The 24534-nt window shown below is 41.7% G+C and carries 23 protein-coding genes, 1 pseudogene and 1 other annotated feature; of the genes and pseudogenes, 4 read left to right on the top strand and 20 right to left on the bottom strand.

The window, feature by feature from the left end:
* Positions 1-27: 27 nt before the first annotated feature.
* The 14 genes and pseudogenes from M6G78_RS03970 to M6G78_RS03905 form a co-directional block, all read right to left on the bottom strand.
* Positions 28-219 carry a PF20097 family protein gene (locus M6G78_RS03970; RefSeq protein WP_253229666.1) on the bottom strand — a complete coding sequence of 64 codons (192 nt, stop codon included), beginning with the start codon at positions 217-219 and terminating at the stop codon, positions 28-30.
* A 99-nt stretch (positions 220-318) separates the two neighbouring features.
* The gene (locus M6G78_RS03965; RefSeq protein ID WP_253229665.1) at positions 319-828 is read right to left on the bottom strand and encodes a helix-turn-helix domain-containing protein; all 510 of its coding nucleotides are present in this window, start codon (positions 826-828) and stop codon (positions 319-321) included.
* 95 nt (positions 829-923) lie between these two features.
* Positions 924-2090 (bottom strand): DUF4062 domain-containing protein, encoded by a 1167-nt coding sequence (locus tag M6G78_RS03960; protein WP_253229664.1) that lies wholly within the window; start codon positions 2088-2090, stop codon positions 924-926.
* Positions 2091-2304: 214 nt separating this feature from the next.
* A complete protein-coding gene (locus tag M6G78_RS03955; protein WP_253229663.1) occupies positions 2305-3993 on the bottom strand; it encodes a carbon starvation protein A in 1689 nt (562 codons plus the stop codon).
* Between the two features lie 122 nt (positions 3994-4115).
* Positions 4116-4397: a binding site (T-box leader), on the bottom strand.
* A 521-nt stretch (positions 4398-4918) separates the two neighbouring features.
* Positions 4919-6397, bottom strand: coding sequence for a hypothetical protein (locus M6G78_RS03950; RefSeq protein WP_253229662.1), 1479 nt, complete (start codon positions 6395-6397; stop codon positions 4919-4921).
* A 125-nt stretch (positions 6398-6522) separates the two neighbouring features.
* A complete protein-coding gene (locus M6G78_RS03945; RefSeq protein ID WP_253229661.1) occupies positions 6523-7554 on the bottom strand; it encodes a hypothetical protein in 1032 nt (343 codons plus the stop codon).
* A gap of 50 nt (positions 7555-7604) precedes the next feature.
* Positions 7605-7985: a winged helix-turn-helix transcriptional regulator gene (locus M6G78_RS03940; protein WP_253229660.1), complete on the bottom strand. Its 381-nt coding sequence runs from the start codon at positions 7983-7985 to the stop codon at positions 7605-7607.
* Positions 7961-9004 (bottom strand): RNA-binding domain-containing protein, encoded by a 1044-nt coding sequence (locus tag M6G78_RS03935; protein WP_253229659.1) that lies wholly within the window; start codon positions 9002-9004, stop codon positions 7961-7963. The genes M6G78_RS03940 and M6G78_RS03935 overlap by 25 nt, the downstream gene beginning before the upstream one ends.
* 370 nt (positions 9005-9374) lie before the next feature.
* Complete coding sequence (locus M6G78_RS03930; protein ID WP_230107085.1) at positions 9375-9719, bottom strand: hypothetical protein; 345 nt, start codon at positions 9717-9719, stop codon at positions 9375-9377.
* Positions 9720-9724: 5 nt separating this feature from the next.
* Positions 9725-10798: pseudogene (locus M6G78_RS03925) on the bottom strand (tyrosine-type recombinase/integrase).
* A gap of 3 nt (positions 10799-10801) precedes the next feature.
* Positions 10802-10987, bottom strand: a complete 186-nt coding sequence (locus tag M6G78_RS03920) for a MarR family transcriptional regulator (RefSeq protein WP_087175036.1) — start codon at positions 10985-10987, stop codon at positions 10802-10804.
* A gap of 134 nt (positions 10988-11121) precedes the next feature.
* Positions 11122-11640, bottom strand: coding sequence for a type II toxin-antitoxin system PemK/MazF family toxin (locus M6G78_RS03915; protein WP_087175046.1), 519 nt, complete (start codon positions 11638-11640; stop codon positions 11122-11124).
* A 714-nt stretch (positions 11641-12354) separates the two neighbouring features.
* Positions 12355-12804 (bottom strand): sigma-70 family RNA polymerase sigma factor, encoded by a 450-nt coding sequence (locus M6G78_RS03910; RefSeq protein ID WP_076779336.1) that lies wholly within the window; start codon positions 12802-12804, stop codon positions 12355-12357.
* Between the two features lie 347 nt (positions 12805-13151).
* Entirely contained in the window at positions 13152-13517 is a 366-nt protein-coding gene (locus M6G78_RS03905; protein ID WP_076779338.1) for a type II toxin-antitoxin system PemK/MazF family toxin, read from the bottom strand.
* 191 nt (positions 13518-13708) lie between these two features.
* Between M6G78_RS03905 and M6G78_RS03900 the strand changes: the two genes are divergently transcribed.
* Entirely contained in the window at positions 13709-13966 is a 258-nt protein-coding gene (locus M6G78_RS03900) for a hypothetical protein (protein WP_226385040.1), read from the top strand.
* A gap of 20 nt (positions 13967-13986) precedes the next feature.
* Here M6G78_RS03900 and M6G78_RS10360 read toward each other — a convergent pair whose 3' ends face one another.
* The 5 genes from M6G78_RS10360 to M6G78_RS03880 form a co-directional block, all read right to left on the bottom strand.
* On the bottom strand, positions 13987-14115 hold the full coding sequence (locus tag M6G78_RS10360; protein ID WP_083582714.1) for an HTH domain-containing protein: 129 nt from the start codon (positions 14113-14115) through the stop codon (positions 13987-13989).
* A gap of 12 nt (positions 14116-14127) precedes the next feature.
* The gene (locus M6G78_RS03895) at positions 14128-14496 is read right to left on the bottom strand and encodes a hypothetical protein (RefSeq protein WP_083582569.1); all 369 of its coding nucleotides are present in this window, start codon (positions 14494-14496) and stop codon (positions 14128-14130) included.
* A 792-nt stretch (positions 14497-15288) separates the two neighbouring features.
* Complete coding sequence (locus M6G78_RS03890) at positions 15289-17151, bottom strand: hypothetical protein (RefSeq protein WP_253229658.1); 1863 nt, start codon at positions 17149-17151, stop codon at positions 15289-15291.
* A gap of 530 nt (positions 17152-17681) precedes the next feature.
* On the bottom strand, positions 17682-19439 hold the full coding sequence (locus tag M6G78_RS03885) for a leucine-rich repeat protein (RefSeq protein WP_253229657.1): 1758 nt from the start codon (positions 19437-19439) through the stop codon (positions 17682-17684).
* Between the two features lie 145 nt (positions 19440-19584).
* Entirely contained in the window at positions 19585-19896 is a 312-nt protein-coding gene (locus tag M6G78_RS03880) for a hypothetical protein (protein ID WP_253229656.1), read from the bottom strand.
* A 657-nt stretch (positions 19897-20553) separates the two neighbouring features.
* Between M6G78_RS03880 and M6G78_RS03875 the strand changes: the two genes are divergently transcribed.
* The 3 genes from M6G78_RS03875 to M6G78_RS03865 all read left to right on the top strand — a co-directional run bounded on the left by M6G78_RS03875 (position 20554) and on the right by M6G78_RS03865 (position 23332).
* Positions 20554-21129 carry a hypothetical protein gene (locus tag M6G78_RS03875; RefSeq protein ID WP_204550137.1) on the top strand — a complete coding sequence of 192 codons (576 nt, stop codon included), beginning with the start codon at positions 20554-20556 and terminating at the stop codon, positions 21127-21129.
* Between the two features lie 291 nt (positions 21130-21420).
* Complete coding sequence (locus M6G78_RS03870; RefSeq protein WP_253229655.1) at positions 21421-22863, top strand: response regulator transcription factor; 1443 nt, start codon at positions 21421-21423, stop codon at positions 22861-22863.
* A 19-nt stretch (positions 22864-22882) separates the two neighbouring features.
* Positions 22883-23332, top strand: a complete 450-nt coding sequence (locus M6G78_RS03865) for a hypothetical protein (protein WP_076779351.1) — start codon at positions 22883-22885, stop codon at positions 23330-23332.
* Between the two features lie 117 nt (positions 23333-23449).
* On the opposite strand, the gene M6G78_RS03860 is transcribed toward M6G78_RS03865, so the two are convergent.
* Entirely contained in the window at positions 23450-24412 is a 963-nt protein-coding gene (locus M6G78_RS03860; RefSeq protein WP_087161966.1) for a helix-turn-helix transcriptional regulator, read from the bottom strand.
* Positions 24413-24534 lie beyond the last annotated feature (122 nt).

Below are 24534 nucleotides of genomic sequence, written 5' to 3'. Positions count from 1 at the left end.
CCTTTAGAGGTTCTGTTTTTTAATTCTTTATTTTTCGTTAATAATTATTTTTTTGCACTTATCACATCTATATGCACTTATCCTGTCGCCATTTAATCTTCCAATAATTCCGCCTTCATCGTTAAGGCGTTTTTTTACTGTTCCTTCCGTCCACCATAGTGCATCATTACTGCACACTTTACCTTTTATCATTTCTTTATTACAAAACGGACAGATCATGGTTTTTCTCCTTTTTTCTAATTATATGATTTAGGGTAGTGGAGTGCAATATGTTTTATTTAAGTTAAGTTATTGTTAATAATTATAGTGGTTGAATTTTTATTTTTGTTTTTTTATAAAAAATATTCCAGTTATTGATCCTATAAATAAAATAGGCGCTAATCTAATAAATATCCATTCAAATGCGTGCAATCCTACTCCCATTACTGCTGTTTCTGGATTACTATAATCCCAATTTAGATAAGGACTGTTTAAGGCTATTAATACTAAAGAAATTACAATTATTACTATACATATTGATACAAGCAACCACGTTAAGAATTTTTGTTTTGATAACTTCTTATGTGCTAATTGTTCGTTTATAATTTCAAGTTTTTTAGATATCGCTTTTAAATCATCAACTTCTAATGGTTTAATATCTTCTCCAAGCAGAGTGCTTACAGGTGTTTCAAGAACTTTTGATATTGATATTAACATTTCACTATCGGGAACCGACAATCCGTTTTCCCATTTTGATATTGTCTGCCTAACAACATTTAATTTTATTGCAAGTTCTTCCTGAGAAAGTCCTTTTGCTTTTCTTATTTCTTTAATATTATTACTTAGCATTTAGAGAACCTCCTTATGTTTTGTTACAATTATTGTATAAGAACTTTGACATTGCTTCAAGCAATGGAGGTTAACATATAGTTGGCGTTTTAGCTTTAAGATATAATACTATAAATTTTTTTAATTTCTTTGTTAATGGGTTCTATATTTATTTCTTTCAATTTACATGATAGTTTAATATCATGTTGGATATTATCATCAACATCTGGTAAATTAGTAATCTTAATGTATAATTCTTCTATAAAATTATCCATATCGTTAAGTATTGATTTTGGAAGTTCATATAACAATTTTAGTAAATTTTTAAACGTTTCATCTGCATGTATTGTTTTAAAATATAATGCCCAAGCAATAAACCTTTCATAAAGTGAGGCAAATTGCTTTGAAACATATATTATCATACCTAGATCACTTGATTCCCCCTCCTCTCCTATGGCATCTTGAATTGTAGAATTTAAAAGAGTTTCCATAATATTACTTAATTTTATAATTTCTGTTATTTTTATAGAAATAGTTTCTAGCATTTCATCAGGGCTTATTTTAATAATATTTGTCGTAAATAAACCATATTTAAAATCCCATCTATTTTTTTGTAATTTATCAAATTCATATTTAATAACATATGCGAAAAATTTATATTCCCATGCATATGGTTTTTCAATTAAAACACGCAATGCTTTAGTTGAAATATTACTATCTAAAATACTTGATCCTGTAGTTTGTGATATTTTTTTATATATTAATCCATCGGAAAATATCAAGCTTAATTGATGTTTCATTGTGGTTGTTATATCTTTTACAGATTCATATGTGTAAATCCATTGTCTTGATTCTTTGTAAATTTTTGAAATAAATTCAAACAGTTTAGGGTTATCGATAATATTTGAAAAGTTTCCATTTTTATTTGATTCCCATATTTTTATTTGACTATTTAACTGTTTATCTATAAACACAAATACGGGGATTCCCTTAGCTTTTGCATGTAAATATTCTAAATTTGTAATAGATTTGCCATTATTTGTTACATTTCCATATCTATTTCCAATAATGAGAATAAAAATATCCGCTGATTTGTCAACATTATTTAAGCAGTTTTCAAAAGTTCCAATGCACGGATCTATAGGAAATGAATCAAATTCTGACATCATAGCTTGAAAACCGTAATTATTTTCAAAGAAATATTTTAAATCTTCTCGAATTTGTTTTAAGTCATAGCAAGTAGAGCTAATAAAAACTACTGGAGTATGTCTATCTATATTCATATTTTCGACCTTTCTTGTTTTATTTTACATCTATAAATAAAACATATGTTCTATTTGTATTTTATCAAAAAATATGTTACTTTACAATATTAAATTTTATTAGAGGTGGTTTATTATAAATTACTAAAAAAACATCAGACAATCTTTGACTGTCTGATGTCTATTAATATTATATTTAATTATTCATTTCCAAAATATTTATTGCTATTTGAAATTATTCAGTAGCTTTTCTTTTAATAAGTTCTTTACCTGAGGTAACAACAATAGTTACACCAAGAATCATTAGAAGGATAGCAACTATTAATTGAAGACCATCAACCATGAATACACCTGTTCCTGCTGAGAAAGCTTTTACTAGGGCGATTAATCTTTGTACAAGTGCTGTGAATGTTACAATTAACATAATTACAAATGGAGGAACTAAAGTTTTTAATTTTCTTCCTGTAATCTTTAAGAATACACATAATGTTATTAAAACAAGAGCACTTAGTAATTGGTTAGCGCTACCGAATAATGGCCATATATTAGAGTATCCTACTTGTGTTAATACATATCCTAATACTAATGTAATAATTGTTGCAAAGTATTTATTGCAAAGAAGTTTTCTCCAACCTTCTGCATGTTCCATATCATCTACACTGAATAATTCTTGGAATGACATACGTCCGATACGTGCAACAGAGTCTAGTGTTGTAAATGCTAGGGCAGATACACACATTGTCATGAAACTTTGTGCTACATAAATTGGAATACCAAACATTTCAAGGAATCCTGCAACCCCTGATGAGAAAACTTGGAAAGGTGTTCCAACAGCAGCTGTTCCGTCAGCTCCGGCAGCAGCACCGGCTACACATAAGGCGATAACTGCAAGAAGACTTTCAAGAACCATTGCACCATATCCAACTTTTAACATATCTTTTTCATTTGATACAGTCTTAGATGAAGTACCTGAAGAAACAAGACTGTGGAATCCTGATACAGCACCACATGCAACTGTTACAAATAGGATAGGGAATAGTGTTCCAAGTTCTGCATTTTTAAATCCTGTAAATGCCGGAAGATTCATTGTTGGATGTGCAAATAGAAGACCAAGCACTGCTCCTGCAATCATTCCAATAAACATGAATGTTGACATATAGTCTCTTGGTTGCATTACAAACCACATTGGTAATACTGCTGCAACGAAGATATAAATAAATGCTATGTATACCCACATTTCTTTTCCTAAAAGTATAGGGAAATTCATACCAAATACAAAGGCAAGTACTGTGCATAGTAAACCAAGTACTACTTCTTTCCAACCGGTAAGTTTTACCTTATGTTGTACAACACCAAAGATAACGGCAAAAAGAATAAAGAATAATGAAATACTTCCTGCTGCACCATTTACTGTTGCAGTTTTTGCAAGTGTTTGTACACCATTGTTTACTTCATATGCGTTAAATGTTCCTGCTACCATATCTGCAAACGCTGCTATAACGATTAAACAGAATAACCAGCAGAATCCAAGGAATAACTTACGTCCTGCTTTACCGATATATTTTTCAATTAGAAGCCCCATTGATTTACCATCATTTTTAACACTGGCATATAATGCTCCGAAGTCTGTAACGGCACCAAAGAAGATACCTCCCACTACAATCCATAAAAATACCGGTAACCATCCAAATGCAGCTGCTTGAATTGCTCCTGTAACAGGGCCTGCTCCTGCGATAGATGAAAATTGATGGGCAAATACTGTCCATCCGTCTGTTGGTACATAATCCTGACCGTCATTGTGAACAACGGCAGGTGTTTTTGCTTTTGGGTCAATTCCCCATTTCTTTGCTAGCCAACGTCCATACAAAGTATATGCTGCAATTAGACATATAGCTGCAATTAATACAATTAATAAAGTATTCATACTTACATCTCCTTTAAAAATATTTTATGCAATTAGAAAACATCATATTTTAAAGATATTTTCTCCTAAAAATTTTTTGTTGGTTTTGCAGAAATAAAAAAATCTCCTAACAGATTACTCTGTTAGAAGACGAAGTTTTTCTATCTCCGTGTTACCACTTCTATTACCGAATATATTCGGTCTCTCAATTCTGTTTGACTAAATTTATAAATTTTTTTAGTTCAACAGCTTTCCTTTTAACGGGGGAATACCGGTTTTGGCTAATGGATTTACATATATAAATATCTTTCACCATAACTGCTCCCAGGTGATAACTTTCCAACTATGTTGTTTCCTCGCATCTACCGGAAACTCTCTGAAAACATATTATGTCAAGGAAGTTTTGTCCTGTTCATTGCATTTGTTCTTTTAAATTAAAACCTATTATATACCAAAAATTTTATTTGTCAACAGAAAATTTAGAATATTCTGTAACTTTCCATTTCTTTTTTTATTGTTTGAATTTTATTATAATTATAAGTAAAATTAATATTTTATATTTCAAACGTTTACTTTTTTCTGTATACGTTTTATATTTATATAATAGCTTAAATTTTTGTATTTATCATATTTAATATGTTGAAATATTTATGGGATATTAATAATTAATTATTTTATTTATAAAAATTTATTTAAAATTCTATTTTATAATTAAATATTTTCTATTATGTTTATAAGTTTCATATTTTACATATAAAAAAGCCTAAATCTATTTGTTAGATTTTAGGCTTTGTATTTTTATTCGAACTCCCCAAAGTCATTGTGCGATTGTGGTATTTCTGACGGATTTTTTGCAATTCTCGTATCCATATTATACTGTTTTTTAGGGGTATTTTGAGTACCCACAGGTTTTAGTACCATAATAGTTCCACAATTCCTTTTAATATTAACTATTGATTGTTATTAACATCTCCTCAGCCACTTTCCTAAATTCATCAACATAAGCATTTGACAGCATTTTATTAGTCACATGACCGCTAAAGCTAATGTTGTTCAAAGAACTATCAAAAGCATATTTTTCTCCTTCTTCAGCCTTTAGTGTTGTAGTAAAAATAATCTGATTATCTAATTCTTTAAATTCATTAAGTACCTTGTTTTCTCGTTCCGTTGATAAATCTTCTGCTCTAAAAGAATCCACAATTATGGGATAATCATGTTTTAAAATTTTTCCAAATGCATACATTCTCGCCAAATGAAATTCTGTTGCTTCACTTCCAGAATAAATTTTATCTTTCGTTGTAAAAATATCAGCATATGGTTCTGTACCTGCCGAATCAACTTTGGAATAAAATCCATTCATAGTATTTATTATACCATTTAAAAGATTTTTTATCTTTTTCTCTATATCTTCTGATATAGCACTTTTCATTTCTAACTGTCCTGAAAGTTCTTGTACTTCCGTGTCAATCTCTTTTATGCGATCATCTGCATTTCTTGCGCCTTCCATTTCCTGTCTAATTACTAATAAAGCCTCGATTGGAATATCTTCGGTTTCCATACAAGCGTCCAATTCTTTTTGGCATAATGAAATTTCATTAGTTAATCGTGTAATTTCTTCATTATAAATATCTATTTTTTCTTGTACGGAATTCAATATTTGAGTACGCATTTTTGAAGTTGAAATATCAAATGAAAATTCTGAGTCAGCACTCTCATATGCTATATGTGTCGATCCACAATCCATACATGAAATTTGTCCCGTCTTCATTGTTCTGTTTAAAGAGCGTAACTCTTTCAATGCTATTTCATTTTTTGTTCTTCGTGAAACTGCATTACTTCTTTCTTTTTTCAAATTGACCAGCTTATTCTTAATTCTTTCAACTTCCTTTAGCATTCCCTCCAATGCAGTCCTATCATTTGTAGAGCTTAAAAACTCAAGTGCTAAATTCTTTTTTAAAATTTTATTTTCCTTCAATAAAATATCTCTTTCATTTTTAAGTTCTTTTATTTTTTTCTTTGCCTTTTCTATATCTTCTATAGGTGCTGCATCCCCATTAATACCTGCCATCGAATAAATTAATTTATAAAAATCTTCTTTTTTATAAAATCCTTTATTTACGATATCATATGTTACTTTTTTATCTTGTCCCACAAAAAATATTTGTACTAACAGCTCAGGATCAACAATTTTATAAATATTTTCTTTTTTTATAATAGGTAATTTCTGTATGTTTTTATTCCAATACCGTTTAAACTCAGCAGTATTATCGAAGACAGTATACTCTTCATCTTTTCTTATGACAAAATTCTTATTCTTTCTACAGATTTTAATTAGCTTATCATCTTGTTCTATGTAGAGAATGAAATAATAATTTTCATAATCAAAAGCTGACGGGAAAGCTGGAATGTTTCCCAAGCAATACATAATTGCCTGAATAACTATAGTTTTTCCTTTATTATTGTCATCACTAGAAATAATGTTCAAGCCTTCTTTAAATTCCTTATTTATATATGCTTCTTCAGAATTCCCAATGTATACAGCTCTTATAATCATAGACTAATACCATCCTTTATAACTGAAACAAAATATTTAAGTGATAGTACATCAAAATCTAAGCAACGCCCAATGATTAGCTTATCTAATTTCCTATACAGTTCTTCAACTTTATCCGTAGGATTTTCTAAAATCGTTTGATATATATTTTCAAATAATTTCCAAAAATCTTCTTGGCAGTTTGTATTAAAAAGCGCCCTTGATAAATCTAGCTGGCAGTCTTCCAATAAGTTTTTTCTTTTTTCCTCTGGAAATTGAACATAAATATCTATAAAAGAATGAGGCACTTTAGCGCCTATAACGTCCTGGTTTAAAATTCGATTCAAAACCAATAACCGGATTTCTGTAGTAGTTAGGTGCCTACCATAATTTAATGCCTCATCAGGTGCAACTAATGTCACGCCCTCAACAACACTTGCATTTTTCTTTCCCGACTGAGCATCTCGAATTTCATTAAAAATAGCGACTAATGTATCTTCTGATGGAATAATGGTTGGATTCAGTTTTATAATCTTCTTTACATATTCGCTTTTGCTCTGATCATCAATAACAAAATAAACCTTTTTGAGAAATTGATCAATCTTCGTATCATCTATATCATTATCGTCTATATATGTCTTTTTCTTACATTCATCTCTGAGTCCATTTATTAGTTTTGGTTTTGCTGTTGATTTTATATTATCAATTCCAAAGCGTGTAAGTGTATCATCTATTCTTAACGAACTACTAACGCCACCCAAAAAAATTATGTAATATGCAAACTCAAATTCGCTTACAAAATTTTTATATAAAGTCACTAACTCCGTTCCTATAATATACGGTGATGGCTGTTTATCTCTCTTAGATTGCAAATCCCATAGTTTATCACCCATCTTATTCATTCCAGTCAGATCATTAAAAAAGTCCACAACAAAGAAGAATATTTCATCGCTATCGTCCCTGAAATTCATAAGATATAGTAGTGCTTTAGTTTCCGTGTCCGCTGCCGATGGTCGCAAACGTTCAGAAGATTTAACAGTATAGGCCATACTGATCTCCTCCTACAACTTTAACTTTCGTTATTATAAAGCAATCAGCTTTAAAGATGGATCGTCCAATATCCTTTTCTCCGTGATCCTTCTCGTATAATTATACCATCTTCTGTTAATTTCCTCATCATTCTTTGGACCTTACTTCTTGATAAATCCAATCTTTCTCTAATCTCCGACTGCGTCAGTTCAGGATACTCTAAAAGCAGGTTACACAGCCTTTCTTCTAATTCTGTCAGTCTGTAATTTTCAGCTTCATTTTTTGCCTCACTTTTAGCTTCATTTTCTGAGGCTGAAAAATTCAGATTTTTCAATGTAACAGTAAACTCCACCCGGTCAGAATAGAACACCAGCTCCTTATCTGGTGTGTAGTTCTCTGCACTCCGATAAGCATTTCTTATTTTATTCAACCCACTGCCCTGTCTTTCCATATATCCCAGTCGGCTAAATATATCTGCCAATACCGGATTACGCCTTGTGATGGAACAGTATCAATATTCCGTTCCTGGATTTTCGTACCGTCCGGCATTCCACCCGGAGAATATACTACAAGCCGATCATCAAATATATCTATATGAACTTCACTTCCATTGATCAGGTAATCTCGATGAATAAGGGCATTGACAATACTTTCAAAAACACTTCTCTCACAATAGTCCGGCAATTCAATCCTTGAGTTAGCTGTCTTTTTCCACGCTGTTTTCATATTCCTTTTTACGAAGCTAAATCCTTCATTCAGAAGTATAATCAGACTTCCAGTAAACTCCGCACTGTCCAAAGCGTCAATCCGCCCTCCACTTTTATCCAGCCCATTCCATCTGGTACAAAATAGCCTTGAATGGCGAATTGGACAGTTATCAGCCAAAAGAGCTCCAGCATTTGTCAATTTTCCATTACCGTCGACAATACCAAACGATTCAAAATTTTTCTCCTCCATGCTACTGCTATTCCATTCATAGTAACGTTCCCGTAATTTAGAGAAAGAATAGTCCTTGAAATTATATGATGAAATAAGTGAATCGTAAGATGAATTTCTTCCCCTGAGTACAAGTCTTTTTAATTCAGCCGCATTTGCAGTAACGGTTTCATTCCCTATCCGGACGAAAGCCTCCATAGTTCCGTCTCCCTTGTAATAATAAGGCGTCTCTTCTCCTTCCATGACCTTTACTGTTAATATATCCTTATCCCCATCTACCTTATGCAATTCCATAAAAATTTCTGGCAAGGGATCAATTCTCTCTTTTATTTTCTGGCTGACAAACTCTGATGCGCTTTTTATATCCGTAAGGCCAATAATGTCATCATTATCTGCTACGCCGAAAACCAATATACCTCCTGAGCCATTTGCAAATGCGCTGACTGTCTTCAGCCAGCTTTTAGGTTTTTTAGTTTCAACTGCTTGCTTTTTATCATATTCTGTTGCTTCTCCTAACAACTCTGTTATTTTCATAATATAAAGAATCTCCCTTATTATTTATCTACTCATTTTTAGGATGAAATTATTTGCTTTTCTAATTCATTTTTCATATCTCATTCAAGCCATTACGCACTGTGTATTATTTCTGATATTGGCTTACAAAGCGTAAGCCAATTCGAGAAAAAATCCTCTTGCAAATTTCTCACTAAAGGTAATGATTCATGATTATTTTTAAGATAGAATGCCCGAACCGACCATTACAATTTCCTCAGCGAGTGAGCCTGCACCTTTCATTCAGTATAACATACTAAATCCACATTACAACAGCCTTTTATAACTGTTCTATGTATCCTTCACACCAAAGAATGACCGTACCATGCCTCTGCACAATACGGTCACTCTCTTATTCCTCTACCGCCCGGAACAACTCAATTAGCGATTTCAGTCCGGCCAGCTTTTCCATATCCACTGCGTCTGCGGATACAACTCTTTTCAGTTCTGTCTCAATCTCATCCATTCTATGCTGAATATCCATTAACATCTTCCTATTGGCCACGATCTCCAGTTTTTGTTCCAGACTGCTCTGGATCATGTAATCCTGTTTTTTCTTCCCACTTATTAAAATTCTCTGTTCCAATTCTGCCCGTTCCTCTGGAGACATACGAAAATTAACGATTATATCTCTTTTCCGATTATGTTCATCTTTCTTTTTCTTTGGCTGTGCTTTTTGCCTTGGTCTTTTATACATACTCTTCACCCTACCCTTTCCATATTCAGTTTTTCAGCCATATCCTTCTGTGCGGACGGGAACATATGAGCATAGTGCAATGTAATATCAATACTTTCATGCCCCATTCTCCCGGCAATATCCACCGCTGAAAATCCCATATCAATCAGCATAGAAACATGGGAATGCCGAATATCATGGATTCTGATTCTCTTTACTCCCGCCTTTTCTGATCCCCGAATCATCTCATGATGAAGAAAACTTTATGTGATCTGGAACATCCGGTCATCATCTTTAAATCCATACAGCATAGCCAGATATTCTTGAAGTTCCTCACAAAGAAAATCCGGAATGGATACGGTACGGTTACTTTTCTCTGTCTTAGGATCAGTAATATAATCTTCTCCCTTTATTCTCTGATAAGATTTCGTAACAGAAATAGTTTTAGCAGAAAAATCTATATCTGCAGGTGTCAAAGCAAGAAGTTCTCCCACTCTCAAGCCAGTCCAGAACAGAACTTCAAATGCGTAATATGCCTGCGGTTTATCAATAATTGCCTCTGAAAATTTCTTATATTCTTCCTTCGTCCAAACCAACATTTCTTTTCTCCTCTCTCCACCCATACTTCCAGCCTTTCTGACCGGGTTTTCTTTCAGTTCATATAGCCTGATCCCGTGATTGAATATAGCGCTCAACTGTGACTGTAAGGTTTTCAGATATACTTTTGAATATCCATTTCCATCTTCATCACGGAATGACATCATTTCATTCTGCCACCGCACCACGTCTGCCGCTTTGATTTCATTCATTTTCTTATTACCGAAATAAGGCAGTAATTTTGTCTTGATGATATGCTCTTTGGTAAGCCATGTGTTATACTTTAACCGGGGTTTCATATCCTCCGCATAGACTTCCACAAAATCTTTAAATAGCATATCCAGAGAAGCTTCTTGTTTCTGCCGGAATGTTTTTTCCCAGTCCAGAGCCTCCCTTTTGGTCTTAAATCCTCTTTTCTTCTTTTTCTTATTATTACCTTGCCAGTCCCGGTAATAAAATGCCACATACCATGTATTTCTCTCCGTATCTTTGTATGCTGCCATCACTTAACCTTCTTTCAATCCATAAAATCGCTCTTCATAATACTTCCTACTCACCCGGCCGGCCACAGTAAGGTATCCTTTCGCATTCAACTCATCATTCATCTGACGAACTAATTTGTAAGCAAAGGGTTTTGACACTCCTAGATCCTTTGCCACGATTTCTGCAGTTACAAATAATGTATTTTCCATGATCATTCCTTCTTTCCAGACGTCCTGCGCCTACTATATCGCACATCAATGAATAAGTGAAATGTGCGATATTTTCTATCGCAGACTTGACACACCCAAATAAAACTGATCCATGTTCATCAAATCAGCTTCATTCAATAATATTTCTTCCTTATTAAATAATCGTATCCCTGTCGTACATTACAGAACATACATGTTTCCTTTATTGTCTGTTCCTGATCTGCCCGAATGATAAAGTGTTCCTTTGAATTGTAAAATGGCTTTGCACACACCGGGCATAAGCACATTAAAATCGGTTTATCCAGTTTTTTGATCTCCATGCTGGTACGCAGTGCCTTATCCACTTTTATCATCTGCTCCCGGTTCAGCCTGCCAACAAAATCATCCAGACGTCCTTTATCCAGTGTCCGGATCTGCTCCAATAGGACAAAAGACTCTTTCTCAAGTCCTTTGATTCCATTAATCGGTACATGTGTCGGCAGTTTTGTCTTTGGTCTGCTCGTGATAGCTGCAACAATGACCGTTGGACTATGCCGATTTCCCCGGTTGTTCTGGATGATCAGCACAGGACGGTATCCGCCCTGCTCACTCCCGAAAACAGGATTCAGATCTGCGTGATAAATCTCTCCACGCCGCACTTCTTGTTCTTCCACAATCATATCTCCTTCCTCTGTACGCCTTAGAACTTTCTTTGTTCCGTATGGCTCTCCCTCCGCTCTTTTGAAACCATTATTCACAGTGGGTATGTATCAGCCGGACGCAAAACATTTCTTTGTATCCGGCTACCATAATTGCCTGTTTCAGCCTATTTGTCCTCGACGCCCCGGCTGTTATCGCATGTATTTCATGCGGGGAAATCATCAAGCGGCTGATTGCGAATCAGCTCCACGGGCCTATGCCCCTCTGAGGTTCTCCCAAAGCTGCCCTCACTTGTTGCGACATCCTCAGAGCTGATTCCGCTATGCTCGCCTCGCCGCAGGCGGCAAGGCTCCATCGCTGCATAGCTCCTCGTCTTCCCCGAAAAGAATCCTTCTTTCCGGGGGCCCCTATATGCTCGACTTTATGACCGGACAGGAGTATCATGATACCTGTTGCCTGTTATCGCCTTATCAGTAGCAATCTGATAGTTATAGCCGGGTATTTTCCGCTCCCCGGACAGATAAAACAGCCGCAAACCGATTCTTCTAAATATGTGGGATTTCGCTGCCTTTACCCGTCCGGATCATGGCGTACCCGCTAACGTGGCTTACGCTCATCACGATAGCAACAGGAACGTACTTGATGAATGGGTATGAACTTTTCAAGGTCCTAAGCGACCATAAAAAGACCTCTCACTTTATTTGCCGTTAAGTGAGAGGTCTGCTCCGCTATTTCAAATAGTTTTTCAATTTTTTTATAATCTTTTCTCTTCTTCTATGAACAGTGCTTGGAGAAACGCCTATTTGCTCTGCATATACTCGTTCCGTTTTTTCTTCATAGAACAACGCATAAATCAATTCCTGATCCTTCTTTGGCAACCTTAAGAGCGCCATATGTAATTTTTCAGCAGAAATTTTTTGAATTACAATATCCTCCACGCTCTCATGGCTATCAAGAAACTGCTGTGCGTTATCTTCCATAAGCCTGTCCAAAGAATCTTCTCGGCTTGGAAGGGTTTGTTTTATATTTCCATCCTTATCTTTAACCGTCCGTCCTGTTTTCAAATCATTTTCAAAATATCTTATTTTTCTATCGCCTTTCATATAGGCTGCATATACCTCATCCGTGACTTCTACAAATTGACCACGAATCCATATTTTCTTGTTATCAGCTTTCAAGCTGTCTGCCTCCATTCTTCTGAACTTTTAAGAAAATTCAGAAGAATGGAGGGCTTCTGCAGGAAGGCTCAATCAAACTGGTGTATATTACAACACGACATTTTCCGACAAATAAAAAAAGCACCTGCATGAAAGCAGATGCACACGCATGACAAAAATCGTCATACGAAATAAAGTAATGATGAAAAGTGGTAAAAAATGTCGAACAAAAAAATACCGCAATCCCATGGAGGACTGCGGTATGTATAGACTGTCTTTTTGTTCCTGCTCCTGGCGGGTAGCCGCTGATTCTTATTCGTAAAAGGCTCACGCTGTAAGCGAATGATGCAGTGTTGATGTCGGTTCTTTTATCCATTGAGCAGCCCCTCCAAATATTTAATACCGAGGCTCACTACAATGGCACGGTCAACGGTGGCGAGGGTCTTGCTGTCGAGCCTGCCGATATACTCGCCGAGCCTCGCTTTGTCTATCGTTCGGATCTGTTCGAGCAGGACGGTGGATTCGGTCTTGAGACCGCTTGTTATTATCGCTACATGGGTGGGCAGAGCCGCTTTTGTCTTTCTGCCTGTGATCGCCGCCACGATGGTGGTGGGGCTGTGCTTGTTGCCAGTATTATTCTGCAAAATCAAAACCGGACGAACGCCGCCTTGCTCACTGCCGAAGCCTACGCCGAAGTCGGCGGAATAGATTTCGCCTCGTTTAATCTCTTTCATAGTTAGCCTCCGTTTAAGTAAAAGGCGGCCGAGTGCTTTTGGGCAAACGACCGCCTTGTGTTTTGTATCAATCGTTCTTGGTTCTGTCCGTATTCGTCCACGACGCCCCGAACAAGGGAACACATCCTCCGGTCATGCATTTGACCTCATTGGAATCCCACCACTCCCAGGATCTCTGCGAGGCGCCCTCATTGGCTGCGACGGCTCACGGCATTTTGTTCATACCGCTTCAACGCTCGGCCTGTGACTGGACGCAAGTATCATTATTGCTTCTGCTTTTCATGGCCTTCGGTGCGGATGCGCCGCACCGTCCGACTCAAAAGGTCGTGTGGCTTATCGGCTTCGCCGACGGCAGAAGGAAGGTAAAGGATGCGCTGTACTATTCGGTTTTCAAAGAACGGGCGGAGGCTATAGAGAAAGCCCCCTCACTTTCCATGCCGAAAAGTTGAGGGGGCTACAACCAAGTTTTTTAATTTTCTAAAAGATTTTTGAGCTTTGCTCTGATTTTTGCGATCCGCTTGCTGATTGCCTGTTGTGATACGCCGTAAATTTCGGCAAGGTCGGTGCCTGAAATATCGGCGTAATAATGGCGGTAGATGAGGAGCTGTTCCTAATCGGTCAGCTTGAGGATGGCTTTCCTGAGCTTGTCCGTCATAATGCTTTCCACTACGGCGTCGCATACATCCGGCTGCTCGGCGATGAGGATGTCCTCGCCGCTGAATTCATCGGTGGTCAGCATATCGTAAGAGAAGTCGCCGTTGTCCGCAGAGCGTTCGTCCAGATATTTCTGTCGACGCTTTGCTCGGTAGAATTCTGCGTAATCCTCTTTGGATACCTCCATAAGCCTGCCGTAGAGAGGCAGGAACAGCTTGTCCGCATATAACGGGCAGATTTGCTCACGGCGACAGAATTCCTCATAGGTCAATTCCGTGTACCCGCCGTTTTCTATGATATAAACCGCTTTGGGTTGTTTTTTCAAGGTTATGTGCCTCCGTTCAATCGTTTTTGGTTGGTTTCAAAAACGATTGATACGGAGGGCTGCGGCAGCCGACAGAGCTGCCGGATTGCCGCTGTTTTAAGGCGTAAAGGCCGCAAAAAGTCAAGCCAAGTAAAATTCCCGTTTTTTCGGTGCTTTTATTGGCGCTTCTCGGATATTGTTTTGAATTCTGTCGACCGGGAAGGTCAAAAAAATATAGGTGTCTGTGTGTCTGCGCAAAGACAGTCTTTGCTATTTCAACACCTGTATCTTTCCTGTGTTATTTCTCATTTCCTACCTTGTCACCGAAGGACGGCGGAAACGCCGTTTCTTACGGCAAAATCCCATATTTTATGTTTTCAAGCAACGACGCAAGGTACATCGGGTTCACCTCCTGTTCAAGATGGTTTTCTATAAAATAAGAACGACGGCATTTTCGGATTTCTAATGCCTTTAAGTAAATTTTTTGGCGAACTGCCTGTTTTCGCGCTGAAAGGAACGGCATTTTGTCGAGAGAGTAAAGAAAAACGCTCAGCAAGTAATTTCTTGCTGAGCGTCTTAAAATCATGCTGGAGAGTGACTCCGGTTGTCTATTCTTTTTTCAGGAGACATATTTACCGTCACCGACCTTTATCTTTAACCTTTCAATTTTCAATCAGTTTGCGTGACTGCTTTTTGCGAAAGCGAGAAATGTTCACTTCCAGCATATATTCACATCGAGTTTTTTGAAAACGGGCAGTGACAGTCTTTCGGTCACTGCCCGCTTATCATAATGCTATTTCGGGTTTGTCAATGTTATTTAGTGATCCCTTTCTTTTTTCTCTTGTCTGTAACACCCAACACGGTCAGAACACCACCGCTGGCAAACAGCAGAGCGACCCACAGGAACATATTGCTGTTATCGCCGGTCTGGGGTCTTTCTGTTTTCTCAGAAGGCTTGCCAGGCTGTTCGGGCTTGGCTGGGTCAGTCGGGTCTGTAGGGTCTGTAGGAGTAGTGGGGTCGGTGGGCTTTTCGCTGGTTTCAAACGGTGTGTTGGAGCCAAGGATAGCATACTGGCTCAGATGGGTAGTCTCAAATACCAGGAAGTCACCTTCCACCACTGCATCAAAGCGTTCCAGCGGGTCTCCCAGATATACCGCCTGATAGTATTTGTAGCCCTTAAGCTGTTCAGTCATCGGGATTTTAACCGTCATAGGGTTATTCTTAACCTCAACGGTCTTGCCGTCGGCATCTTTAACGGTGATTTGGTAAACAGTAAGTAAGCCGGGAAGCTCCTCTTTTAATTCGGGGTTGCTTTCCAAAACGCTTTCTGTTGCCATAGTGTCGGCATAAAGTTTAGCACCCTCGGGTACGCCGTTGGTCAGGGAGATGGAAACCCCGGTATCGGAATTGGTCAGATCCTTAATTTTTCCTTCATCACCGGGCGTCGGAGTCGGCTCTACCGGGTCTTTAACGGGCACTGACTTGATTACATCGTTGGTGCAGAAGTAATCGAATGTACCTGTTTTTTTCATAACCTGGCTGTAGCCCTCGGGGATTGCCTTATGATCCGTGGTAAGATTTCTCATACCCTCAACAGGAGCTGCAATTACAGCTTCTTTTTTATCGCCCCAATGATCCACAATCTCCATCTTGTCGGTAAGTCCCTTGTAAACGGAATACCAAGATGTTCCTACTCCGCCTTCAGGAGGATATTCAATCTTATCCGGACCCCAATAGAAGGTTTCGCCGTCTTTTTGAAGTAAGGTCATGTTCATTGTATTTGAAATTTTTGCGTCAACGGTTTTTCCCTCGGGGTCCTTAGTATAGCCCTCGGGCCATGCTACGCCGGCGGTTTTGCTGACAGCTACCGCGAGATATTCATTTCCACTGGCAAGTCCGTCAACCTTTACAAGCTCAAACACATCAGTTTGACCCTCTGAATACTCATTAGCCTCGAAGAAGTAAATGCCGTAGAGTTTGCCGTCATTGTCCTTTGTGGCAAGCTGCCATGTTCTGTTAGCATAACTTTCTTCATCTTCATAAATAACAGTTGCACCCACTGCATATTCGCCTTCCACGCCGGAGTCAGGGGTCATGGTAAGGGCTGCTTCCAGATTGCCTTGGAAGGGAAGGGTTGAGGAGGTAGTAGATAAAAAGGCCGCAGAATAAGTGTTTTCACCTGCGCTCTTATACGCTGTCACAGAAGCGTTTGAGCCGACCTTGAGCAGACCCTGTGTTCCCTCAGCCATAAAGCGGATCGCCGCAGTCTGAGATGTTTTGTTTTCATTGATGGTCAGGGAGCCGTCTCCGGTAATTTCCAGATTGCCGCCCCAGCCGAAGCCGTATACAACCAGTTCGGAGATATGGTTGTCTCCCACCAGATTAAGCTTCAAATCGTCGCCCATCTCGTTGGCGACAAGGATATTGGTCGGGTTGTTGTAGTTGGTCAGAGTAACGGTGTTGCTCGCCTTATCATAAACAGCACCTGATACATCGTCAATCTGGCCGCTGTTGGCAAAGAGCGTCTGATACCCATCCTCCGAATTACCGAGCCTGAGGTATGCAGAACTGTAGTCCCCGGACGAGGGGCCGTTCGCCGCAAACGCCGGCACAGCCATTCCAACAGCCATACAAAGCGTCAGCAGTCCTGCAAGAAGTTTGCGCTTTAGTTTCATGATTGATTTTTCTCCTTTCAAGATAAAATTCATGTGAATAAACGGTTTGATGATTCTCTTTAGGGTATCACCGCCTTTTTCTCTATATTTCTATGCCATCCGTTCCCCGGTGCGTCGGTTCAGGCAGCCAGGGCGGAACGAATAACCTTCTTTGCCGCAGTTAAAGTTCTTTATGCTTTGGTATTCACCAAAGCATAAAGGAGGGATATCCCTTCTGCGTTTTCAGCTTTCCTGCGTCTCCCATTTGGCGTAGAGATCCATCGGCGCATAGGGCGCTTCCCTGACAGGGCGCTCTTTCAGCTCTTCAAGGATTTTAAGCCCTGTTACCGGGCCGGCGGTGCAGGCTTTATCCCTGTACCAGCCGGTGAATACCTTCTTGTCAAACAGAGTCACTTATCCTTTGGTGCATACCAAAGGATAGAAGGGATATCCCTTCTTGAAAAAGATACCGGCTGCGCCGGGGCGGGCTGTGGTTTTTGCACGAAGCCCGCCCGCAGGCGCTTTTGCCGGTTTTGTTTTATCTCTCAGTCTTATTTCTCGGCCGCCGCCTTTTTCCGCCTGTAGAACAGCATTCCCAGCACGCCGCCGCAGGAAGCCAGCATCAGGCCGATCCACAGCGCCATATCGCTGCTGTCCCCGGTCTGTGGGCTTTCTGTTTGCCCAGAAGGCTTGCCCTGCTGTTCTGGCTTGGCTGGATCGGTTGGCTCAGTCGGGTCGGTAGGAGTGGTCGGGTCAGTAGGATCCGTTGGCTCAGTGGGTTCAACCGGCTCCAAAGAGGAACGAACCTGCACATATTTTTCGTTCTGATACTCTGTGCCGGCAGGATCGCCAATAATTTCCTCAGCCGCAGCAGAATCACCGGCCGCTACAACAGGATCGGTGTAGCCAGATAAGTCAGGTTTCCAGCGCATGGCGCCCTTTCCGCCGCTGGCAGTGACAACCGCTCCGTCGGAGATGGTGAAGATCCCCTTCTGATCGCCGCCCAATGCACCAAAGATATCTTCCTGGCCAGCAAAGATACCATAGTGCTCGCCGCTTGCAGAAGAGGCATTTACTACGGTTCCGGCTCCGCTGACGATGACATCACCGCAGATGCCGTGATCGTTTACGGAAGAAATATTCACCTTCGCTCCGTTAATCGCCGTAAGGTCAGTATTAATGCCCGGAGTGCCGAAACTGGCATCCTGAGTTGCATTGTTCTTCGCATTCAGCGTCGCGCCGTCCACCGTCAGTCCGCCGATTGCTCTGACTGCGGCATATGGCTGATCCTGCTCGTCGCTGGAAAAGTCAACGGTAAGATCTACAGACGCCCCGTCTTCAATGGTAATGGTATTGTTGCCAAACAGACCGAAATAGGTGCCGCTGGTGGTCAGGCTTCCGTTTCCTTTGACCGTCATAGCCCCGTGGGAATAAACCGCGGAGTGAGGGAAGTCCCCTTCTCCGGTAATCTGATTCTCACCTTTCAGCACAAGGGTAAAGTTCTCTTCCTGCGCCCATACAGCGCCGAAGCCGCTGGATGTCAGCTGGGCGTTATCCAGTGTCAAGGTGTTGGCCGCCGGATCATAGTACGCCGTGGCGCCGTCACCGTCGGCATCACCCAGAATGTCGCTGGCGTTGGCGCTGGTGACGGTGATGCCGTTCACCTTTACCGCATACGTCTGTACCCCGGATGTTTCTACTTCAGCCTTGCACACCGTACAAACCCCGTTTGCTATCTGATGCACTCCGTACTGGTCTTTTTCGGCGCAGCCCTCTGCCGTGCAGGCTTTCCAGTGATGTGTGCCGTCGCTGGTCCAGTCTTCCGCCCAGACATGCTCGTATTGCACCTTATCCTCAGGCCAGCCGTTTGCCGCCGTGTAGCCGTCAGCTCCGCAAGGCACATGAATGGCGGTGAGGGCGGCGCACTCGTCGAATACGTTATCTGCCTCCAGCTCGGGGGCCGTATTACCCGTAAAGGTCACGCTGCTCAGGCTTTTGCAATTGTAGAAGGCAAATTCTCCGATAGAGGTTACGCTGTCTAGAATCGCTACGCTCGTCAAGGTATTATTATGAGAGAACGCCCTCTTACCGATAGCAGTGACCGGCTTGCCGTTTATTTTGAACCCGATTGTGCGATTTGCGCTCCCCCATGCGGAGCCCGTTATGGTCACACTGTCGCCGTTGTCTTCATAGGTCAGACCACTGGTTGTGGTGCCTCCCGCCGCAAACACGGTCATGGGCAGCATTCCCAACACCATGCACAGGGAAAGCAGCAACGCCGTCAGTTTCTTTTTCTTTTTTGCTTGCATTTGGTTTCTCCTCCTTGTCAAATAATACTTACTGTAGCGCCTTTTTCGGGATTTGTGCAGGTCGCTTTAGCGCCAATTTCCCAAAAATTATGTGGCGCACCTGCGCCAATCCGCATTTTTCGTGGAAATCATGGGGAAATACCGCTTATCTCATTAGATCCTGATAGTCTGGGTCTGTCGCCCGAATCCCCCACACCAGTTCCCAAAGCTTTTCATCTCCGGAAAGGACATAGCACCTGCCATCCACCCCTTCGAACCGGCGTTTATCAAACCAGAAACTGTAGGTATCCCCTTGCGCCGTCACAAATGTAAGCCCCCGGGTATCTGTAGGGACGATGGGTGACTCGGATTCCACCGACACATCCCGCAGTGCCTGCAAGACCCCGGCGATCATCGTTTCGTCCCTTGTCTCGTAGTCCGCCGCCGTCTCTGTCCAATGGTGAAAGATCAGTTCCACCGGCAGTTCCTCATGGGGCAGCTCCAAAAGCTCCCGCTGCTTTTCGGTGCAGTAAGCAAAAAGGGAGTCCCCTTGGTATGCCGGGGACGAAGTCTCTGTCGGGGTCGGAGTCTCTGCTGGAAGCGCAGGATCTGATGCTGCACACCCCGCCAGCAAACAGATGGCTGCCAGAAGTGCCGCTGCCCCTCTTTTTTTTCATTCGTGCCTCCTTTCTTCTGTCCTGGTCTCATGAATCGCTTTGCTGCTCGGACTGTAACGCCAAAGTCGATCCAAACTCTTTTTTTGTCCTTTTATGGTTTTACTGTATCGTTTTTTAAGGATCTGTGCAGGCTGCTTTCGCGCCAATTTATCAAAAAACGCATGGCGCACCTGCGCCAATCTATTTTTTGTGTGAAAATTCCAAAACACCTTGATTGTGCAAAAGGGATTGCCGATCATGACAGGCGGCCTGCTACGTCCTGTAAACTTAAGAGGTATTATACTCTGTACAGGGTGGATGGCCTCAATTTTCCGCTCAAAGCTTCGTTTCTCAAAATGGCGCAGGTGCGCCACAGTGTTTTTTTAGTTTGGCGCTAAAGCGGCCTGTTAGAAACACCAGCTTCCTGCTATGATAAAAAACTAAAAGTTCACATGATGGAAGACCGGCCAGGACACAGAATGTCTAAAAAGCTTCAGCTGGCCTTTTCGGAACGCAGGATCAGAAAGAGGATATATCGTATGTATGCAAGGTTCAGGCCGTACCATCTCATTGGCGCCATCGGTGGGTTCCTCACTGCCCTCACCGCCATTATTAGCTTGGCAGTTTCCACATCGTACTACATAAGCGCAGAATGGGTCATTATTGTAAACATGCTGCTCATTGGCTCCAACGGGTTAATCGCAACCTATTTCTTTGGCGCGTTCAGCGCTACCCGTGACAGCCTCATCAAAGTAGGCAGCCTGATCGCGGGGATAGGTCTTGGCTTTAATATCTTGATCTCAATTCTCCAGATGGCGGGGGTGTACGTTTTTGTTCTGGCTCTTCTTGGGGCTCTCGTTATGATGGCAGGGGTTGTGATCGCCTGTATCAAATTCATCATGCTCTTCCAGAGAGACGCTTTTGTCGTGGTGTTCTGCGTGTTTATTTTCCTGGGGCTTCTGCTGTCTTTATTCTGGACGTGGGCAAGCCTGATAAGCGGCGCTGGGCTGGGTGCCCTGCTGATTTATTTTTACGTCCACAATATCACCTACTAGACAGCTTCTCTCATTCAGGATATTTCCTTGTTTACCGCGGCTGCACCGTGTGGCTGCGGTAAAATGGCATGTGCGGGCGCAAAAAACCGGTAGTTCCCGGATGCGGAACGTAGCTCCAAAAATATACGGTTTTATCCAGGAGAATCCCTGGTTTAGGTCAAACAGGAAGGATTGTATATTCCGCAAAAACGTCAGCGAAAAAAAGTCTCTAACCGACCGAAATCGTTGAAAATCCATGACGTTTATAGTATAATAATCTATAATTGTACCATTGCGGAGAAAGGGGGTGGAATGGGACGTATGATAATAATAAAGAAAAGCTTCACAAATCCAAAATCCATTTATGCGATTCTGCTGCTTGGTATTTTTACTTTTCTATTTCTTGGCGCCGAGTACCTATATGTGAATATGATCTCGCTTACGGCAGGGGATGAAAAACCGGTGATTGCGCAAAACTACGCGTTAGGAATAAGCGCTGTCGGTTTTTTGCTCTATCCGCTGTTTCATCGCTTTTTGAAAAGGCGGGTACAAATCGTTGGACTTTTTATCCTTGCACTAGCAGCGGCAGTATGCAATTTTTTGGTTCAAAAACATGTTTCTTATTCGTCCACTCTGCTCTCCGGAATGACATTGTTCCTGTTTCTGGGGATATTGGGAAGCGCGGCCCACTACCTGTTTTTCAAACTGGCGAGGGATCGCACCCATCTGGCGCGTATGGTTGGTGTCTCCTATGCCCTTGGGATCTTCCTGCAGTTTCTAAATAACAATCTTGTGGATCTGGAAACTGCGGAAGCCTTGATACTTTCACTCTTTGCCCTTGTAGCGTTAGCGCTGTTGCTGAAGGCAGAAAGGCTTTGCCGCCAGGAAAACGCAGAAGCGGAAGAACTCCAGTCCCCCGCCATAGAGGATGATGGGAAGGGAACCCGAAAGAAGATCGCCGCCGGCGGACTCCTTGCACTGCTTGTCATCCTGATGGCATGTATCTTCAGTACGCTGGACAACGCGGTCACCATGCATCATGCAGCAGGCACTGACATCGGGCAATGGCCGCGGCTTTTGCTGGCGGTAAGCGGCCTTTCTGCCGGCTTTCTTTTTGATATCCGAAAGCGGAAATTTATGTCCATGATGATGTACTGCGTCATGCTGATGTCCGTCATCTGTTTGGTAGTACTCAAGCTGGGCGGCCCGTTTTTGATCGGCCTGATCGTATTTTATCTTTCGGCTGGATTTTTTGTGGTATTCTTCACCACCAGCTTTCTGGATTTTGCCCGCCATATGCCCACGCCAGCGCTGTGGGCCGGTATGGGGCGCGCCATGAATAACGTGAGCGCCGCTTTGCTTACCAACGCCTCTGTAGCGTTGCTTGTTTCTGACAGCAATGGCATGGCATCCATCATTCTGGCACTGGTCCTGTTTGTGGCCGTCAGCGTAGTCATCTATCTTTATACAGCCTGGATGCCGGTTTCATCCGGCACCCCCAAGGATATCACGACAGACCTGGACCCTCAGGAAGCGTTCCGTCTTTTGTCGGAGCTGTTTATCCTTACGCCCAAGGAAACCGAAGTATTTGACAAGCTGGTCAATTCAGAGGAAAGTATTCAGGAGATCGCAGATGGACTGTATATATCCCGGCGAACCTGTCAGCGGCATATCGCGGCGATCTATGAGAAAGCGGGTGTAAAATCACGCTTGGGATTGTACCAGCTCTACATAGAAAAACAGCGCAGGCTATGACAGTCAGAAAGGGATTCGGATGAAGAGGATTAAAATTACCGTTTTGCTGATTTTATTGTGCGTACTGGCGGGGTGTTCCCCAAAAGACACATCGCTTCGGGCCTATTGCACCGAAAGCCAGCAGGAATTTCTGGATCAGTCGCTGGAAGAGCTGCCGGTCGCGCTTACCTATCATCACAACGATAACATCCTAGGACGCTACGAAACGACGGATGAAGAAATCATCTCCGAAATCCTGCAGGCATTACGGGAAACGACCATTGTATCCAAAGCTTTCAGCGGCTCTACAGACAGCCGGATCCTGGAGTTTGAGACAGCGGATGGGGATACCTGCCTCTTCTGGTTTGATGAAAACCGGTTCCATGGCGCCGGCGGAACATCCTATGTGCTTTCCGGCGACGAGGAGATTTGGGATCTGGCGCGGAAAATCCAAGAAACATATCCAGAGTACAGGGAAGCGATGGAGTAAAAAAGGCACATCGCAAAACCAGGCATTCCTTACTTGTATCCAGCTAAGGCTGTGCAAGCAGGGAATGCCTGGTTTATTTATACCCATTTTTCAAACGCAAGGGACTCGGATTTAGCCTCATTTATACTCTTCCCCTTCCACAATGGGCATTGTGATGTTTTCCATGGCTTCTCGCATTTTGGGGTGCCGGATAACAAAATGAATCGCCGGCGTTTTTTCCTTGGACACGATCGCCCAGCTTCCCTCATGGATAAGAATTTGGATATGGCGGAACGCAGGAGATTTGTTTTCCTCAATATGGTAGTTTTTATGCATCTGAGAAAAGCGCTTCATCATCTCCAGATGTTCCCGATATTGCTCATAGGTGTAGACGATATCCTCTTCATAAAAAGCGCCAGCCAAGGATAGCGTCATGGGGTATTGGGCAAACTCATCTTTTGAAAAGTTGGGATACGCTTCAAAGATGGAGTCGTGGGATAGAATTTCTTCCGTCAATTCCCTTTGAAAAGCAATATGTTCCATGATCCTGATCTGGTTTTTCTCCGAAACACGATTGTCCCTCAAAACCTGAAAGACAAGCTCATCGTCGGCCGTGTAGAGCGGCAGGGATGACAGGATTGACCGCCTTGTACCTTCTGTTTTTGCATCAAGCTTTAAAAAGGCATCCGCCGTAAATTTTTGAGGATCGGACAGCTTGCGCTGCCCCTTTCGGATACGGGACAGGTACGAAGGATCGTAGCTCAAAAAACGCGCAAGATCGGATACGCTGACGGACAATGTCTTCAGCAGGGTATCAAAATTCAATCTGAGTTTTTCTATCTCGATACCAGGCCCCTGTGCCTGCTCGGAGAGCGCCTGCCGAACCGCTTCCTCTTCCATCTCCCGAATTTTCTTTTCGGCTGCTATCGCCGCAATCCCCTTGGCTAAATTCTCCAATTGCCTGGAATCTGCTTCCGGCACACGGTCTCCAGAGCGATATCGGCTAATTGTAGCTGTGGACAGGCCGGAGCGTTCCGCCAGATCCCTGGCGGAGCATCCGGTCCGCTCCATATATCGGTTTAGAACGTCTTTGAACTCCATAGTAACTCTCCCATAACCCTATGTCTCACGTCTTCTCTTTTCCTTGTATTGAGGTATGCATACGCATCGCCGCCCATACAAAACAGCGCCCTGTAATAAGCATCACAAGGCGCTGTTCCATA

The organism is Anaerofustis sp. NSJ-163, from assembly GCF_024135845.1.
Classification (GTDB): Bacteria; Bacillota; Clostridia; order Eubacteriales; family Anaerofustaceae; genus Anaerofustis; species Anaerofustis butyriciformans.
The sequence above is the reverse complement of the archived record's forward strand: the minus strand, read 5'-3'. Positions and strand labels throughout refer to the sequence as shown.